This is a genomic window from Rhodococcus sp. GB-02, from assembly GCF_053470465.1.
In genome coordinates this window covers 276,988-292,782 of sequence record NZ_JBPUKE010000004.1, presented here as the reverse complement: position 1 = coordinate 292,782, position 15,795 = coordinate 276,988, and the positions used below count along the sequence as shown (strand labels likewise).

12 protein-coding genes are annotated in these 15,795 nt (G+C 62.2%); 5 read left to right on the top strand and 7 right to left on the bottom strand.

Annotation, left to right across the window (positions count from 1 at the left end; genetic code table 11):
• Positions 1-9: 9 nt before the first annotated feature.
• Both ACSW29_RS26150 and ACSW29_RS26145 read left to right on the top strand, forming a co-directional pair.
• A complete protein-coding gene (locus ACSW29_RS26150; protein ID WP_230813400.1) occupies positions 10-657 on the top strand; it encodes a HemK2/MTQ2 family protein methyltransferase in 648 nt (215 codons plus the stop codon).
• Positions 654-5,027 carry an amino acid adenylation domain-containing protein gene (locus ACSW29_RS26145; RefSeq protein ID WP_448278663.1) on the top strand — a complete coding sequence of 1,458 codons (4,374 nt, stop codon included), beginning with the start codon at positions 654-656 and terminating at the stop codon, positions 5,025-5,027. Before ACSW29_RS26150 ends, ACSW29_RS26145 begins: the two co-directional genes overlap by 4 nt.
• 58 nt (positions 5,028-5,085) lie before the next feature.
• On the opposite strand, the gene ACSW29_RS26140 is transcribed toward ACSW29_RS26145, so the two are convergent.
• Positions 5,086-6,294 (bottom strand): amidohydrolase family protein, encoded by a 1,209-nt coding sequence (locus ACSW29_RS26140; RefSeq protein ID WP_195791363.1) that lies wholly within the window; start codon positions 6,292-6,294, stop codon positions 5,086-5,088.
• A gap of 194 nt (positions 6,295-6,488) precedes the next feature.
• Between ACSW29_RS26140 and ACSW29_RS26135 the strand changes: the two genes are divergently transcribed.
• On the top strand, positions 6,489-7,235 hold the full coding sequence (locus tag ACSW29_RS26135; protein ID WP_448278662.1) for an SDR family oxidoreductase: 747 nt from the start codon (positions 6,489-6,491) through the stop codon (positions 7,233-7,235).
• A 146-nt stretch (positions 7,236-7,381) separates the two neighbouring features.
• Here ACSW29_RS26135 and ACSW29_RS26130 read toward each other — a convergent pair whose 3' ends face one another.
• From ACSW29_RS26130 to ACSW29_RS26105, 6 genes are all read right to left on the bottom strand, one after another.
• The gene (locus ACSW29_RS26130) at positions 7,382-8,563 is read right to left on the bottom strand and encodes an acetyl-CoA C-acyltransferase (RefSeq protein ID WP_317826447.1); all 1,182 of its coding nucleotides are present in this window, start codon (positions 8,561-8,563) and stop codon (positions 7,382-7,384) included.
• A gap of 39 nt (positions 8,564-8,602) precedes the next feature.
• Entirely contained in the window at positions 8,603-9,946 is a 1,344-nt protein-coding gene (locus tag ACSW29_RS26125) for an MFS transporter (RefSeq protein ID WP_317826448.1), read from the bottom strand.
• Positions 9,947-10,031: 85 nt separating this feature from the next.
• The gene (locus ACSW29_RS26120) at positions 10,032-11,267 is read right to left on the bottom strand and encodes an alpha/beta hydrolase (RefSeq protein WP_317826449.1); all 1,236 of its coding nucleotides are present in this window, start codon (positions 11,265-11,267) and stop codon (positions 10,032-10,034) included.
• Positions 11,264-11,509, bottom strand: coding sequence for a hypothetical protein (locus ACSW29_RS26115; protein ID WP_195791367.1), 246 nt, complete (start codon positions 11,507-11,509; stop codon positions 11,264-11,266). Before ACSW29_RS26115 ends, ACSW29_RS26120 begins: the two co-directional genes overlap by 4 nt.
• On the bottom strand, positions 11,509-12,153 hold the full coding sequence (locus ACSW29_RS26110) for a VOC family protein (protein ID WP_195791368.1): 645 nt from the start codon (positions 12,151-12,153) through the stop codon (positions 11,509-11,511). The genes ACSW29_RS26115 and ACSW29_RS26110 overlap by 1 nt, the downstream gene beginning before the upstream one ends.
• A 25-nt stretch (positions 12,154-12,178) precedes the next feature.
• Complete coding sequence (locus tag ACSW29_RS26105; RefSeq protein WP_347875780.1) at positions 12,179-12,937, bottom strand: maleate cis-trans isomerase family protein; 759 nt, start codon at positions 12,935-12,937, stop codon at positions 12,179-12,181.
• 190 nt (positions 12,938-13,127) lie between these two features.
• Here ACSW29_RS26105 and ACSW29_RS26100 point away from each other — a divergent pair, with 190 nt between their 5' ends.
• Together ACSW29_RS26100 and ACSW29_RS26095 are read left to right on the top strand one after the other, a co-directional pair.
• Positions 13,128-13,508, top strand: coding sequence for an acyl-CoA thioesterase (locus ACSW29_RS26100; RefSeq protein WP_448278661.1), 381 nt, complete (start codon positions 13,128-13,130; stop codon positions 13,506-13,508).
• A gap of 174 nt (positions 13,509-13,682) precedes the next feature.
• On the top strand, positions 13,683-15,785 hold the full coding sequence (locus tag ACSW29_RS26095; RefSeq protein WP_448278660.1) for a hydantoinase/oxoprolinase family protein: 2,103 nt from the start codon (positions 13,683-13,685) through the stop codon (positions 15,783-15,785).
• Positions 15,786-15,795 lie beyond the last annotated feature (10 nt).

Genomic DNA, 15,795 nt, shown 5'->3' with positions numbered 1-15,795 from the left:
GAGCGCAGTGTGATGATTCGATTTCCCGGTGTCTATGCGCCTCAGAGCGATACCCGCCTCATCTCCGACGCAGTACGCGCCGAGAAGTTGGATGCGTCTTCTCAGGTTCTCGATCTGTGCTCCGGTAGTGGTGCGCTGAGTGTGTGTGCGGCCAAAGCTGGGGCGGGAACGGTTTTCGCCGTGGATATCTCACGACGTGCCGCGGTGTGCACCTGGATGAACGGGCGACTCCGCGGTCACAGAATCCACGCCCGTCACGGAGATCTCCTGGCCCCGTTTCACGGTCGTCGATTCGACCTCGTCGTCTCGAACCCGCCCTATGTTCCTTCTGTGGGCGATCGTGCGCCGCGCACCGGCCGTGCCCGTAGTTGGGACGGAGGCAACGACGGACGCTTGTTGATCGATCGCATATGCGCGAAGGCACCGGGTGTTCTGCGGAAGGAGGGCACGATACTGCTGATCCAGTCAGCACTGAGCGGTATCGATCGCACCGTCGAACGGTTGGCCGACCATGAACTCGAGGCATCGGTGGTGTCGAGGACCTTGATTCCTTTCGGCCCGGTCTTGCTGTCGCGCAGGCGATACCTGGAGTCGATCGGTGTCATCGCTCCCGATCAGGTCACCGAGGAGATCGTCGTGATCCGAGCGAGACGATGACGCCGTTGACAGCTGCACAACGCTCGTTGTGGTTCGCTCAGTCCCTCGATCCGACGACGCCGTTTGTCATAGCTCAGTTCGTTGATCTGAACGGTGAACTGGACGCGTCTCGACTGGAATCAGCGACAGTCGCCGCGCACCGTGAGTTCGGTGTTGCGGGCCTTCGTCTACGTGTGACGGAGGGAGTGCCTGACGTGGACGACGACCCTGATGTGGCACTGGTCGGCGGCAGGCTGGATTTTCGTCGATACGACGATCCCGTCGAGGCAGCGATGGCGTGGATGAATCGAGAGTGGAGCACAGCAACTCTCGATCCGGGTACTGCCCTCACCGTCGCAAATCTGTTGCAGGTCGGTCCTCATCGCTGGTTCTGGTACTACCGTGCGCATCACATCGCACTCGACGGTTACTCCGCTGCACTTCTGATGCGCCGCACCACCGAGATCTATCTGTCCGCTGGTCCGGTGAGGCCGGATCAGGTCGACTCGGTTGTGGCGGATCGCGCGGCGGCGGTTGCCCGCCAGGAAAGCCGATACCGAGAATCACAACGCTGTGTCCGCGATCGAGAGTTCTGGCATGAGAAACGCCGGTCAGTTCCTTCATTTCCGTCCTTGGGAACGAGTGCGACGGGTACTAATCGGCGAAGAACGCTGCGGGCGAGTGGCACAGTGCCACTTTCCGATATCTCGGCAGCAACCGTGATATCGGCGTTCGCGTCGTACGTCGCGCTGATGTGTGGTGTCGACGACCTGTGTTTGTCGTTGCCGGTATCCGGACGAGTGACTGCTGCGTCGAGATCGTTGCCAGGTGCGATGTCGAACGTGGTTCCTCTGGTACTTCACGGAGTGGGTGCATCGACCCCATCCTCGGCAGTACGCGTTGTCGAAAGCGCACTGAGCGAGGCACTTCGGCACCAACGTTACCGCCGGGAGGATATTTCCGCTCTGACTGACGGTCGACGGCAGTCAAGAGTGCAATCGTTCGGTCCGGTCGTCAACGTCATGTTGTTCGACAGGACCCTGACCTTGGGTGCGGTACGAGGTCACGTCGAGATACTCACGACCGGACCGGTCGACGATATTGCGCTCAACGTCTACCCCGGTTACACAGGGAACGTTCGTGTCGATCTCGAGGCCAACGGTGCGCTGTACAGCTCTGCCGAACTTTCTGCGCATCATGATCGATTCGTTCGGTTCCTCGAGGCATTCGTCGACACACCCTCGGATCATCCTGCTCCGCCTCTGTGGACGGATGTCGAGCTGGGAGCCACGACGCCGGCGTGTGGCGAGCTTTCGGTCGAGCCCAGAAGTCTTGATTCTCTTCTGCGTTCCGCAGTGAACCACGCTGCGGATTCGGTTGCGATCTCTGACGGTGATCGGTCATGGACCTACGGGCACCTCGATCGGATGGCGGAGATCTGGAGTCGCCGCTTGAAGTCCGCCGATGTGGGTCCCGATGATGTTGTCGTCGTGACGATCCCGCGATCCATCGAATCGGTCCTGGCAATGTGGGCTGCGGCGCGAGTGGGAGCTACATACGTACCGATCGATCCGGCCCACCCCGCCGAACGGCTCGTGGACATGCTCGGTGTATGCAAACCGAAGATCGGGCTCACGACTTTCGGGCTGCGAAATTCGTTGCCGTATGACCTCGAGTGGCTGTTTTTGGACCGTGACCCCGGTGCTTTCGGGCCGTCCTTCGACGCCGAGCCCGCACATGCCGATCATCGGGCCTACATGATCTTCACCTCCGGCTCCACGGGCCGGCCCAAAGCGGTGTCTGTCACTCACCGTGGCCTGGCCAATTTGGCTACCGACATTCGCAAGAAATACGAGCTCGATTCACGCTCTGTCGTAATGCATTGTGCTTCAACCAGTTTTGACACGTCTGTCGTAGAGATTCTCGCTCCCGCTCTGTTCGGCGCCTCGTCGGTGATCTGCCCACCCGAGACCGTTGGTGGATTCGAGCTGGAAGACCTCATCTGCCGTCATGCCGTGACACATCTACTCGTAACACCTTCGGCGCTCGCAACATTGGCTCCGGAACGGGTGCCCTGTTTGAAATTCCTGATAGTCGGTGGCGAGAAATTACCGCACGAACTGATGCGCCGGTGGGCGCCGTTCGTGCGTGTTCGAAGCGCGTACGGTCCTACCGAGGCGACATGCAGTGTCACCATCACCGACGTCTTGAACGTCGACGATCGTGTGACACTCGGGCGGCTCATGCACGGAGTCGAGGCGGTGGTTCTCGACGCATCGCTCGAGCCGTTGTCCACCGGGGCCGCGGGGGAGCTCTACCTGTCGGGACCTGGATTGGCCAGAGGATACGAGGGTAGAGCGGGGGAGACGGCTGCGCGTTTCGTTGCGTCCACTCTTTCATCGGGGCAGCGTATGTTCCGAAGCGGCGATCGGGTCCGATGGACAGACGACGCCCAATTCGAATTCCTCGGCCGCACAGACGATCAGGTGAAGGTGCGTGGGCGCCGAATCGAACTCGGTGAGATCGATTCCGTCCTGTACGGCCACCCGTCGGTCGAGTTCGCCACGACGTTGGTCCGCGATCTGGCCAACGGTTCGCCGGCGCTGGTGAGTTACGTGAAACTGCACTCGGGAATCCTGGACTCGGATGCGAGTATCGAACGCCTTCTGACACAGAAGTTGCCGGAATACATGATCCCGGTCGTCGTGATTCGCATCGACGCGGTTCCGCTCACCACGAACAAGAAAGTCGATCGGGGCGTGCTCCCCGCTCCCACCTTCGAGCGGAGAGAAGCGGTACGGGTCGCAACACCGATCGAGTCCCGCATCATCCGTACCTTCGAGGAAGTGCTCACGGCCACCGAGATCGGCCACAGCGATTCTTTCTTCGATCTCGGGGGAGATTCATTGTCTGCAACTCGAGTGATCGGCCGCCTCAACGCTGATTTCGGCATAAACCTCGGTGTTCGCGATCTGTTCGACTCGCCGAGCGCCGCCGCGCTCGCGAGTTCCTTCGGACAACACGTCGGACGGGTGCCACCATTGGAACGAGCCGTCGACGCCTCGACGCCGCTGCTTTCACCTGCACAGGAATACATCGGTCGAGAACTCACCTCGCCTGCTCTGTACAACCTGCCCTTCACAATTCGCGTGCGTGGCAGACTCGACCACGACGCGTTGGCTTCGGCCGTGCATGACGTAATGGTCAGGCACGAAACACTTCGAACCGTGTATCCGGATGTCGCGGGTTCGCCCCGCCCGCTAGTAGTGAATCCGGACCGGATTCCGCGCGGACTTCAAGTGGTCGAAGGGAATTCGAGCGATGCAGGATCGATCGTTCACCAGACGCTCTCTCGGGGTTTCGATGTGCGTTCCGAGATCCCCATTCGCTTGATCGTGTGTGCATACGGTCGCGACGATCATCTGTTGGCGGCGGTTGTCCATCACATTGCGGCAGATGGATGGTCTCTCGCCATCCTCGCGCGCGACTTGTCCATCGCGTACGAGGCTCGCGCGCGGAACACACACCCGACGTGGCCGGAGACCGCGGTGCGGTACTCGGACTACGCCAAGTGGCGCATGGCAATTCTGGGCGTGCAGGAGGAGCGGACAGACCTCACTGTCGGTCAACTCGAACACTGGGCGACGGTTCTCGACGGGGCACCGAGCGAGATTTCTCTGCCACTTGACAATGCTCGGCCCTTGATGTGGACGTTCGGGGGTGGGCGAGTCGAATTCTTGCTCGATTCCGAGACTCATCGCGGGTTGACGACGTCTGCAAAGCGAGTCGAGGCCGGGATGTTCACTGTCGTTCACGCGGTCTTGACGGCGACACTGAGTGCTCTGTCCGGTGACCACGACATCATCATCGGTAGCCCGGTCGCAGGCCGGTGCCATCCGAAACTCGACGACCTCGTGGGCATGTTCGTGAACACACTCGTGCTTCGCACACACGTCGACGTCACGGAGGACTTCGACTCTCTTGTAGCCGAGTGCCGCCGAGTAGAACTGTTGGCGCACGATCACAGTGATGTGCAGTTCGAGCGACTGGTCGACTACCTCGATCCTCCTCGTCATGCGTCGCTGCACCCGTTCTTCCAGGTGGCAATGTCGTTCGAGAACTTCCCTGCCGCAGTGCTCGAATCCGACGGGCTTACCTTCGAGGTCACGCCGCGGCCACTCGACATCGCCAAGTGTGACCTTCATTTTCACTTCGCCGAAGTGTTCGACGAAACCGGTGAACCCGCCGGGATCGAGGCGACACTCGTCTACTCCTCCGATCTCTTCGACGCAGCTACCGCCACCCTCTTTGCCAAGACCCTGTCCGCAACCGCGGATGCTCTCGTGGCGAGTCCGGATGCAGCGTTGCTCGCGCTGGACACGAAACCGTAACGGTGAGTGTGCGTTTCGATCAGACCGCCTGCCGATCGGTCGTCGGGTACCTGTCCGATTATCGCGGGACGCGAGAGAGTTTGTCACCGCGCCGCCATATGCCCGCGATCGAGAGAGTTGCTGTGATCTCACGCGTGGGATCGCCCTCGACCAGAAGCAGGTCAGCCTGAAGCCCTGGTGCGATACGACCCCGGTCTGTGAGACCAAACCGCCGGGCGGGCGATGACGTCGCCGCGCGCAGCGCTTGCACCGGCGACAGACCTGCCCGGACGAGAAGCTCGAGTTCGCCGTGCATGCTCACGCCGTGCGCGGTGCCGACCACTCCGATGCCGGCAGCATCAGTGCCTGCCAAGATGTCCACTCCGGCTTCGTGCATCCGCCGGGTCGCTTCAATTGCATGGTCGATAGATCCAGGAGAACCGAGATGCCAGCATTGGCATAGATTTTCGTGCCACGAAGCGGGGATGAGTGGACGGGCTCTGTCGTCGTTGGCGAGGTGAGTACCGTCGATGTCGCTGGCGAGGGAACCAACCGTGCTGAGTGTCGGAGTGATGAAGATCCCAGCATCGAGCGCCTGGGCGATGATCTCGTCTGTGGGCGGTCGATCGAAGAAGATGTGTACGAGCCCGTCGACTCCGGCGCGAAGAGCCTGCTCCGCTCCGGCCAGTGACGTGACGTGCGCAACCGCCATCTTGCCGTGGTCATGTGCCGCGTCGACGATTGCCCGTGCCACGTCCTCGCCGAGGGTGGGGGAATCGTGCCCGAGCGAAGTGCCGTCGTCGATGAGAAGTTTGATGTAATCCGCGCCCTCCGCCACGCGGGCGGCGACAAATGGGAAGGCGTCCTGGAGGGAATTCACCACCGGGTACTGCTCATCGAAGTAAGTCCCGATCATCATCGATGGATGCCCGCCCAGCACAGTGGCACCGATGGATGCGGACCGCACGTCAGCGAGGTCATTGCGCTCGGCGGCATCGCGCCGCTGCGAGTCCATCCATTCCGGACAGGAGAACATATCGAGTTCCGTTGTCACGCCGAACAACAGGGCGTTCTCCAATGATGGCGGCTGCGCGTGTGTGTGGCTGTCGATCAGTCCGGGGAGCAGAGTCTTCCCCCGCCCGTCGATGACGTCGATGTCGGCAGTCGAGTCGAACTGCGTCGCGACGGACTCGATGAATCCGCCCTTGATGTGGACCGTCGAATGCTCGACGACGTCCTCTCCGTCGAAGACTCTTACATCCCTGATTGCGAATCCTGTGTCTGTCATTGTCCTGCCATCCATAGTCACAGCATTTACGTTGATGTAATATATTGAACACCAATGTAAATTGATGTGTCAAGGGACACACCTGAGAATTGCGTCCGGCAGTCGCCGGGAGTTGGCAGCCCCAATCTGGGCGGATGCCACAGCGCGCCGAACAACCACGTGCCGCAACGAACATGAATAGAAAGCAGGATGCGATGAACGGGAATCAACGAGCCGCGCTCGTCACTGGCGGGTCTGCAGGAATCGGGCTGGCTATCGCGGAAGCGCTCGCTGACGAGGGCTACAACCTGACAATTGTCGCCCGGGACCAGGGCAAACTCGCCGACGCTGCGACTCACCTGCGCACGCGTGGCGTCGAGGTCCTGCCGGTGTCCGGGAATCTGGCCCACAGCGCCGACTGCGAGGCCGTAGTGACCTCGCACGTCGAGCGGTACGGCCGCACCGACGTCCTGATTAACAATGCCGGCCTGGGACTGAGCGGAAACATCGCCGACATGGCGATACCGAAGCTCGACCTCCATCTGAATCTGAACCTTCGGTCCGCCTATCTGCTGATGCAAAGCTGCATTCCGACACTGCAGGTGGCGGGAGCCGAACACGGTAAGGCCTTGATCGTCAACGTGAGCTCGATCTTCGGCAAGTTGCCGCGGGCAGGAGTGGCCGCGTATTCGATGACCAAGGCGGCGATGATCGCCCTGAGCCAATCGGCGCACGGCGAGCTCAGCCGCCTTGGCATCCAGGTCACCGCCATCTGCCCGGGATTGGTCGAGACACCCGGATCCACGTGGATGGACAAGGAGCCAAGTGCCATGCTGTCGCCCTCGGACGTCGCCGAAGCGGTGCGATTCCTTTTGCGCACCTCGCCGCGGTGCGCGGTTCCCGAAATAACACTGACCACCCCCGGGCCGGACGTCCACTATGTCGACCTTCCGTGGACCTGACCGGCTCTAGCTGCCAAACGGCTCCTGGACCGTCAGCCCTACGCAGGGTTGACGGTCCAGGAGCGAAATCCACCGGGCCGGACATTTGCACGCGGCGATTGCCCATCTTGCGCCTTCAGGGTAAAAGCTTTGCAGGATGACAGATTTCAGTTTGTTTCGAAGAGTGCGGCTGCGCCCATTCCGCCGCCGACGCACATCGAGATCACGACATACCGAACGCCTCGGCGCCTCCCTTCGACGAGAGCGTGGCCGACCAGGCGGGCGCCGGTCATCCCGTACGGATGACCGATCGAGATTGCGCCGCCGTTGACATTGAATCGGTCGGGGTCGATACCGAGATGATCGCGGCAGTAGACGGCTTGGGAGGCGAACGCTTCGTTGAGTTCCCACAGCCCGATGTCGTCGACAGTGAGGTTGTGCTGCGCGAGTAGTTTCGGGATCGCGAAGATCGGTCCGATTCCCATTTCGTCCGGTCCGCACCCTGCCACGGCCATGCCGCGGTACACGCCGAGCGGTTCGAGACCGCGTCGCTCGGCCTCCTTCGCCTCCATCAGGACCGACGCCGAGGCGCCATCCGAGAGCTGCGAAGCATTGCCCGCGGTCACAGTCGACGTGGTTGTCACTTCGCCGTCGAGGAGGACCGGCCGGAGGGCGGCGAGTCCGGCGGCAGTGGTGGAGGGGCGGTTCCCTTCATCGGCGATCAGTTGTACGGGCGCGATTCCGTCTTCGGTGGTTTTGATGCTGTCGATGGGAACGATTTCGGCGTCGAAGAGGCCCGCGGCCTGCGCTGCGGCGGTCCGCTGCTGGGACAGCAGCGCGAACTCGTCTTGCCGGTCTCTGCTGACCTTGTACCGTTCGGCCACGATTTCTGCTGTGTGCAGCATCGGCAGGTAGGTACTCGGGAGGTTGTCTACGAGCCAAGGATCTGTTGCGCGATAACGGTTTTGGTGTTCGTTCTGGACCAGGGAGATCGACTCGACGCCGCCGCCGATCGCGATGTGCATGCCGTCACCGACGATCTGTTTGGCGGCAGTGGCGATGGCCATCAGCCCTGAGGCGCACTGGCGATCGATGGTCATCCCTGGCACGGAGGTTGGGAGCCCGGCGCGCAACGCGGCCTGGCGGGCGATATTGGTTCCGGATGGGCCCTCCTGCATGGCGCAGCCGAGTACGACGTCCTCGATCTCCCGGCCGTTGATTCCGGCTCGTTGCGCGGCGTGGGCGATCGCGTGTGCGGCCAGGTGCTGAGGTTGTGTGTTGTTGTGGGCGCCTCGGTATGCCTTGCCGATCGGCGTTCGGGCTGTCGAGACGAGGACGGCTTCCCTCATGGTGTGCTCGTTTCTGGGTGAAGTTTCTCGGTGTGGGGTTTATCCGGCGAGGTTGGTGGGCGCGACACCGCGTTCTTGGTTTGTGATTCCAGTTGGGTTGGAAGTTGTTGCCGTGTCACCAGTGGTGCGCGGTACGAGCAGTGTCAGTGCCGCGCCGACGACGGCAGGCACGGCGAAAGCGAACAGTTGCCAGGTGGTGTTGGCGCCGAGTGAGACGAAGAGGCCACCGTAGGTGGGGCCGACGATGGCACCGATCCGCCCGACCCCCAGTGCCATACCGAGCCCGGTTGCGCGGCAGGAGGCGGGGTAGAAGGTGCCGATGTAGGTGTTGAGCAGGATTTGAGTACCCGTGGTACCGAGTCCGGCGAGCAATACCAGCAGATAGACGACTGCGAGGGGTGGAGTGGTGGCGATGGCCAGCAGGGACAGTGCGGCGCTGAGGAAGAAGGCGGCGGTCACGGGTTTGATGCCGTACCGGTCTGCGAGCATCGCGCCGACGAGCGCTCCTACCGCACCGCCGACGTTCAAGACAAGCAGAAAGGACAATGCGGCCCCCAGCGGGTAACCGGCGGATTTCATGAGCGCAGGAAGCCAGGTTGCGACACCGAACAGTACGAGAAGGCAGACCAGAGTCATTGCCCAGAACAGCAAGGTCGCCAGGGTGCGTTCGTTGCCGAAGAGTGCGCGCAGTCCGCGTTCGTGTGTGGGGATGCAAGCCGGTTCGGGCGCGGGGGCGGCGGGGAGGTCGAGGCCGTATCGGTTGGCAATTGCTGCAGCAGCGTCGTGCTGGCCCCGGGCGGCGAGGTACGCGGGTGATTCTGGGAGATACCGGAGCATCATGGGTAGGAAGACGAGTGCTGGCACCATTCCGGCCAGGAACATTGCGCGGAACCCGTACTCGGGCACGAGCCAGAGCGAGAGCACTCCGGCAAAAATCCCGCCGATGCTGGTGCCGACGAACCCGAGCGCCACCGACCGGGCCCGGGCTCCGGGGGTGGCGAACTCGATCAACGTCGCTGCCGCGGTGGGCATGAGTACGCCGGCACCGAGACCCACGAGGAGGCGCCCGACCCCGAAGATCGCGGGGGTCGGTGCGATGGCGCACAGGCCTGTCGCTGCGGAGAAGACGAGGACGGCGGCGAGGATGGTGCGTCGCCGTCCCCATCGGTCGCCGACGGCCGCGGCGAGCAGGGCGCCGACCAGCATTCCGACGCCGACGAGCGAACCGAGCATTCCTACGTCGGTGGCATCGAGATCCCAGGGGGCGTAGCTCAGCAGTGAAGGAACGACGGTTCCGTACATCAGAAGGTCATAGCCCTCGAGGACGAGTGCCATGAGGCAGAGCCCGACGACGGGCGCTGCGGGTGGGATACGGGCAGACATCAGTGTCTCCGCTCGGCGTGGATTGGCCCCTTCGGCTCTCCTGAATGCAAGATGGGTCGGGGCTCAGAGGGATTGGGGGGAATGCTCAAGCGAACCGAGTTGCCAGCCAGGCGCCGATATCGGCTGCGGCAAGGCTGGCGCCGGTGGGGGCACCGTCGTGGATCGGGCCGCCGAAGTGGGTACCGGCGACGCGGACGTGGGTTTTGTCCGTTGATCCGAGGGCGTCGACCATGGTTGTGGCGTCCTCGGGGAAGCAGGCTTGGTCGCCGGTGAGTTCGACGAACAGGGACGGTGTGGTGAGAGCAGGGGCACAGCGGAGGAAGTCGGCGTTGCTGCTCAGTCCCGACCAGGTGGACAACCAGGCGTCGGGGGTGGCCAAGCGTCCAAAGCCGACGAGTCCGTAGTTGGTCAGGTCCGGCCGCCGGCCGAGGAGCGAGCCGTAGGGGCGCCCGTTCGAGCTCAGAGACAAGTCCGTGAATCGCAGATCAGCATCGGTGCGATACACGGTCAACACTCGGGGTGCGAGCGCGGCGCGGCGTTCGGCTGAATCGGAAGTGCTTGTGTATCGCTCACGCGCAGCTGCGGCTTCGTCGATGCGTGCGCGGGCAATCGCGTCGAGGCGGGCGATGCGCTCCCGCTGCGCTGATCGGTAGCGAATCACGAACTCGGGCGAGTACGAGGAACTGTGCGGAGGTTCGGCGAATCCGTTGGTGGGATCGAACGGATTCAACTCGGAATCGGTTGCCAGTGGATCTGTTTCGTCGATGACCGAAGGGTCGATCAACCGCAACAGCAGTGCTCCTTGACCGGGGTGCGGGGCCATGAACACTGCCGCGTCGGGCAGCGGCATCTGCGCTCCCGCCAGGTCGATGGGCCGGCCGGCGGGCGTGTGGGTCAGGCGCTCAGCGGCCGGTAAACCAGCTTGCTGGTGGTAGAACGCGAAGAGAGTGCCGCCACCGGAATGCCCGAGGGTGACGACGTGATCGAACCCTTTCTCCCGCAGGAATACTTGCCCTGCTGCCGCATCGAGAAGGGCCTGTTCATGCACCAAAGCGATGTCGTTGTTGACCGACCGGGTGCCCTGCGTCCATACAGCGTATCCGCGTGCGAGCAACTCGGGGACGAGCACGTGGTGTGTCAGGTCTTGCCGAGGGTGCATCAGCGTGACCACGGTGCGGGCGCCAGGCACGACCCGCAGGATTCCACTGACCTTAGCCCCGTCCGCAGTGTTGAGCTCGTGCAGTGAGACCACTGTGGTCTCGGGCGCTTGGGCGGCGTCGATGTAACGGCCGGCACCAAGGCGCGGTGTCTGCTCGGTCATTGCGGCTCGATTCGCATTGCGTCCTTGTCCCACTGGGTGATTCGAGACCGATACAGTCCGGCAACGCTGCTGTACCACACTGCGTGACGTGCTTCGGTCGCCCGTCGGTCGATCACGATGGGGGAGTCGGAGACAATTCGGTAGTACGGTCCGACGCGTTCAATCGTTACCGCAGGGTCTTGTCCGGCGACTGCGGCGACTGGAATGTTCTCGGGAACGTCGAGGATGAACATAGTGGTCATCAGATGCTTGACCTTTCCTTCTCGTCCTGTACTCGCTGCCAGGCTTCGGCTCGCTCGACGATCAGCTCGGCCTTTCGAGTCAGTAGGGCTGACATGCTCGGTTCGGGGCTGGACACGACATCGACGAGGGCGTCGATGGTGAGATTGGCGTCCAGATCCTCCTGCGGGGTCACCGGACGAAGGGCACGAGTGATCTCGATCATGTAGCCGTTGGGATCGTGGGTGTAGATCGACTCGATCGTCTCGTGCTGGATTTGCATTTCGACCGGCCAGTCGCTGCCGTCGAGGCGCCGCCGATATTCCAACAGATCTTTCTCGTTGTCGACGTGGATCGCGAGGTGTCTCGATCGGATGAAGAAGATCGGCACGTCTGCGCCGAAGCGGGAGTACGAATCGCCTTGCGGGCCACCTTCGAACGGGTCCAGGCCGAAGTAATAGAAGAATGCAAGCCGATCGTCGTTTCCGATGTCGAAGAAGAAGTGGATGAAGTCCGGGTGTTTCTCCGGACCCCACCCTGCGGCGCAGATGGAATGCACCACCGGAAATCCGAGCACGTCTCGGTAGAACTTGACGGTAGCGGCGGGATCAAAGGTCGGGTAGGCGACGTGATCGACGCCTTTGACGGTGTGTTGCAGTGTGGGCATGGTGAACTCTCCCAAGGGTTTCGGGCTAGCGACGGGTGGTTGCTGGCGAGTCGGCGCGTAGCAGGCTCCCCGCGCCGGGAAGGTCGACGGGAAGGTCGAGGCCACGCAGGAGGCTGTAAGCACCAGCGGTGGCGGCTGAGAGAACTGGCAGTCCGAACTCGTCTTCGGCTGACTGGACAAGGTTGAGAGACGGCATCTGCACACAGGCAGAGATCACCATCGCATCGGCTCCGGTGAGGTCCAGGGATCGGGCAGCCTCCATGACTCGTTCGCCGGGGATGCAGCCGACCTCGGCGTTGTCCGCCACCTCGAGTGCACGCCAGTCCGTGACCTGAATACCTTCGGCCTCGATGTAGGCGACTACCTGCTCGGCGAGCGGGCGCATGTACGGGGTGACCAGGACTATTCTCTTCGCGTGGATCGCGCGTAGCGCTTCGACGAGGGTGCCCGCGCTGGAGCGAACGATCGCATCCGAACCGCCGGTTGCCAGTTGCTCGGCGACGAGTCCTTCCACTCGCTGGTGCTCGCCTGGACCCACTGACATCAGGGCGACCAAGCATGCGTAGAGGATGCCGTCGACGCCTGCGTCACCGAGTTCGAGGATGCATCGTTCACGTTGAGCGTTCATAGCCCGCAACTGTTCCGGTGATACGGACTGCATCCGCATCCGGCTCGAGTGGAACGAGAACTCGGCGTCGGTATGTCGGCCGAGCAGGGCCGGCATTTCCGTCTCGACCGTCACATTCGAACTCGGAACGACGAGTCCGATTCTGTGAATGCCCATGGGGTAGCCCTTCTGATCTGGAATTTCCGGGCGACATGTGATGGTCCGCCCGACTAACGTAGATTTACGTTGATGACAATTATTCGACGTTAGTGACGATTCGTCAAGCCCTGTCGGGCCTCGAGCGCGATTGCGAATGCGTGCGCTCCGCTGGCTTCGACGTGCGAGCGAGTGAAGGAGGGTGATCTGAATGGCCCACATGAGCAAGAACATTCGAGTGGAATGGGTCGACGTGGACGGTGGTGGCGCGGCGCATCACTCGATGGCGTCAATATGGGCTGAACGCGTGGAGCATTCCTTGCTCAGGGAGTTGCAATTGCCGCCGGATCGTTTTCCTCGTCGCCGGGTCGAAGTCGACTTTCATCGCGCCCTTAGGTTCGGGGATTGTTTCACTCTGTCGTTGGAGATTGCGCAGGTCGGCGCGACCTCGGTGGTGTATCTATGGTTCGCACGGATGTGCGGCGAGGTCTATTTCTCCGGTCGTACGGTCACGGTTTTCGTGGATGACGAGGGTCGCTCGCGACCGGTTCCTGACGCTCTTCGGTCGAAGGTCGGTTCGCCGCTTACCTGACCAGCGCGCCCGGCATCTGTGTGGTCGTGCTGGCATGTTCACCTTTCGTGTCGATTCTCACATTTGACTATTGACTTGTTGTCGCGGACGTCGAATAATCGACATAGACGTAAGCAGTGTTCGAGATGACCTCGCACTCCGTCGCATTCCCAAGTACGAAGGAGCACAGCGGCAATGGCATATGTAATCGGAGTGGACGTCGGTGGAACCTTCACCGACGCAGTGCTCGACGACGATGCGGGTACGATTGTGGCGGCCAAAGCCCCATCGACACCCCCGGACTATTCGCAGGGTGTCCTCGACGTACTCGAGGCACTTGCTGAGCAGTTGGGCTGCCCGATCGAAGAGATGCTGGCAAACACCCATCACATCGCGCACGGCACGACGTCGTCGCTCAATGCGCTCGTCATGGGAAACGTGCCACCAGTCGGATTCCTCACGACGAAGGGCCACCGCGACTCCATCTACATCATGAACGTTGAGGGGCGGTATCTCGGAGGTTCGCCCGAACAGGTCCAGAATGTGATGGGCCAGAAGAAGTCTCACGGTCTCGTCCCGAAGAAGCATGCACTCGAAGTGACCGAACGGCTCGATCGTGACGGCAATGTCGTCGTCGCCCTCGACGAGGAGTCTGCCCGCGAGTCCATCCACGCACTCCTCGCAGATGGAGTGTCGGGGATTGCGGTCTCACTGCTGTGGTCGTTCCGCAATCCTGCTCATGAACAGCGCATTCGAGAACTCGTCCACGAGATCGACCCGACCATGTTCGTCTCCCTGTCGAGCGAGGTGAGCCCACGCATCCGGGAGTTCGCGCGCAACGCGACCACCATCATGAGCACTCAAATCGGGCCCGGACTCCGCGATTACCTCGGCGAACTGGAATCGAAGCTGCGCGAACGCAAACTGGCCGGCCCCCTGCTGGTGATGCAGAGCAACGGCGGTGCTGTCGCAGCGGCCGAGGCACCGAAGAACGCGATCAGCACGGTCGGTTCAGTGTTGACCGGTGGCGTGGTCGGCGCGGTTTCCCTGGGTAAGCAACTCGGCCATCGCAACATCATCGCCACGGACGTAGGTGGCACCACTTTCCTCGTTGGTCTCGTCGTCGACGGTGAGCCCGTCCGGGCGAGCACCACGATCATCAACCATCACCCGATCAACGTTCCCACTCTCGAAGTTCATGCCATCGGCTCCGGCGGCGGTGCTATTGCTTGGGTGGATGCCGGCGGCAATCTCCAGATCGGACCCCATAGCGCCCAGTCGGTACCGGGCCCGGCCTGCTACGGCCAGGGCGGTACCGATCCCACCAACACCGATGCCAACCTTGTGCTCGGGATTCTTCCGGAACGAGGTCTGCTCGGCGGCCGTAAGCCGCTCGACAAGAACCTCGCTCGGGAAGCGATCCGCTCGAAGATCGCAGAGCCCCTGGGTCTTTCGATCGAGGACGCGGCTGCCGCCATCTATGCGGTCCAGAACGCCCAAACCGGTGACCTTTTGCGCAAGACGGTGGTCGAAGCGGGGCACGACCCCCGTGACTTCGTTCTCTACGCCTTTGGTGGTGCCGGCCCAGCACACTGCGCCGCATACGCCGCAGAGGTCGGGGTCAAGGAAGTCATCATCCCGCTCGGTCAAGTTGCTTCTGCTTTCTCGGCGTACGGTCTCGCCTCGTCGAACATCGTGCTCGCGGCCGAACTATCGGACCCGGCAGCGATGCCACTCGACCCGTCCCGAGCCGAGCGTAATTTCGCCCAGCTCGAGACCCAGGTGCTCGAGCAACTCAATCGCCAGGGTTTGAACTTCACCGGAGTGGAAGTCGAACGCGAAATCGACATGCGCTACGCGATGCAGCTCGCTGAGGTGGCAACCCCGGTGCCTGAGGGAAACCTCGATGCAGCAGGGATCCAGCGGGCCTCGGATCTGTTCGAACAGCGGTACGCCGAACTCTACGGAAATGACAGCGGCTTCCGGGAGGCTGGCATACAGGCCATCACCTACCGCGTTCGTGCCACTGGAATCCTGCCGTTCTCACCGGCACTTCCTGACCTCAAATCTGCAGACTCCGCCGATTCCACCCACGCGCGGATCGGTACCCGCAAGGTCTGCCTCGACGGCAAGCTTGGCTTCGTCGACACCGACGTCTACGACTACAGCAAACTGCTCGCCGGGCACGTCCTGTCCGGTCCCGCGATCGTCGAGGTACCCACCACCACCGTCGTCGTCCCGCACGACACCACCGGCACCGTCGACCGCCTCGGCAACCTGAACATTCTTCCCAACTAGGAGCTCCGCA

Bases quoted from the DNA above. Each gene is read 5' to 3' on its own strand.
- ACSW29_RS26145 (WP_448278663.1), top strand. From the start codon at position 654: ATGACGCCGTTGACAGCTGCACAACGCTCGTTGTGGTTCGCTCAGTCC.
- ACSW29_RS26140 (WP_195791363.1), bottom strand. From the start codon at position 6,294: ATGACAGACACAGGATTCGCAATCAGGGATGTAAGAGTCTTCGACGGA.
- ACSW29_RS26135 (WP_448278662.1), top strand. From the start codon at position 6,489: ATGAACGGGAATCAACGAGCCGCGCTCGTCACTGGCGGGTCTGCAGGA.
- ACSW29_RS26130 (WP_317826447.1), bottom strand. From the start codon at position 8,563: ATGAGGGAAGCCGTCCTCGTCTCGACAGCCCGAACGCCGATCGGCAAG.
- ACSW29_RS26125 (WP_317826448.1), bottom strand. From the start codon at position 9,946: ATGTCTGCCCGTATCCCACCCGCAGCGCCCGTCGTCGGGCTCTGCCTC.
- ACSW29_RS26120 (WP_317826449.1), bottom strand. From the start codon at position 11,267: ATGACCGAGCAGACACCGCGCCTTGGTGCCGGCCGTTACATCGACGCC.
- ACSW29_RS26115 (WP_195791367.1), bottom strand. From the start codon at position 11,509: ATGACCACTATGTTCATCCTCGACGTTCCCGAGAACATTCCAGTCGCC.
- ACSW29_RS26110 (WP_195791368.1), bottom strand. From the start codon at position 12,153: ATGCCCACACTGCAACACACCGTCAAAGGCGTCGATCACGTCGCCTAC.
- ACSW29_RS26105 (WP_347875780.1), bottom strand. From the start codon at position 12,937: ATGGGCATTCACAGAATCGGACTCGTCGTTCCGAGTTCGAATGTGACG.
- ACSW29_RS26100 (WP_448278661.1), top strand. From the start codon at position 13,128: ATGGCCCACATGAGCAAGAACATTCGAGTGGAATGGGTCGACGTGGAC.
- ACSW29_RS26095 (WP_448278660.1), top strand. From the start codon at position 13,683: ATGGCATATGTAATCGGAGTGGACGTCGGTGGAACCTTCACCGACGCA.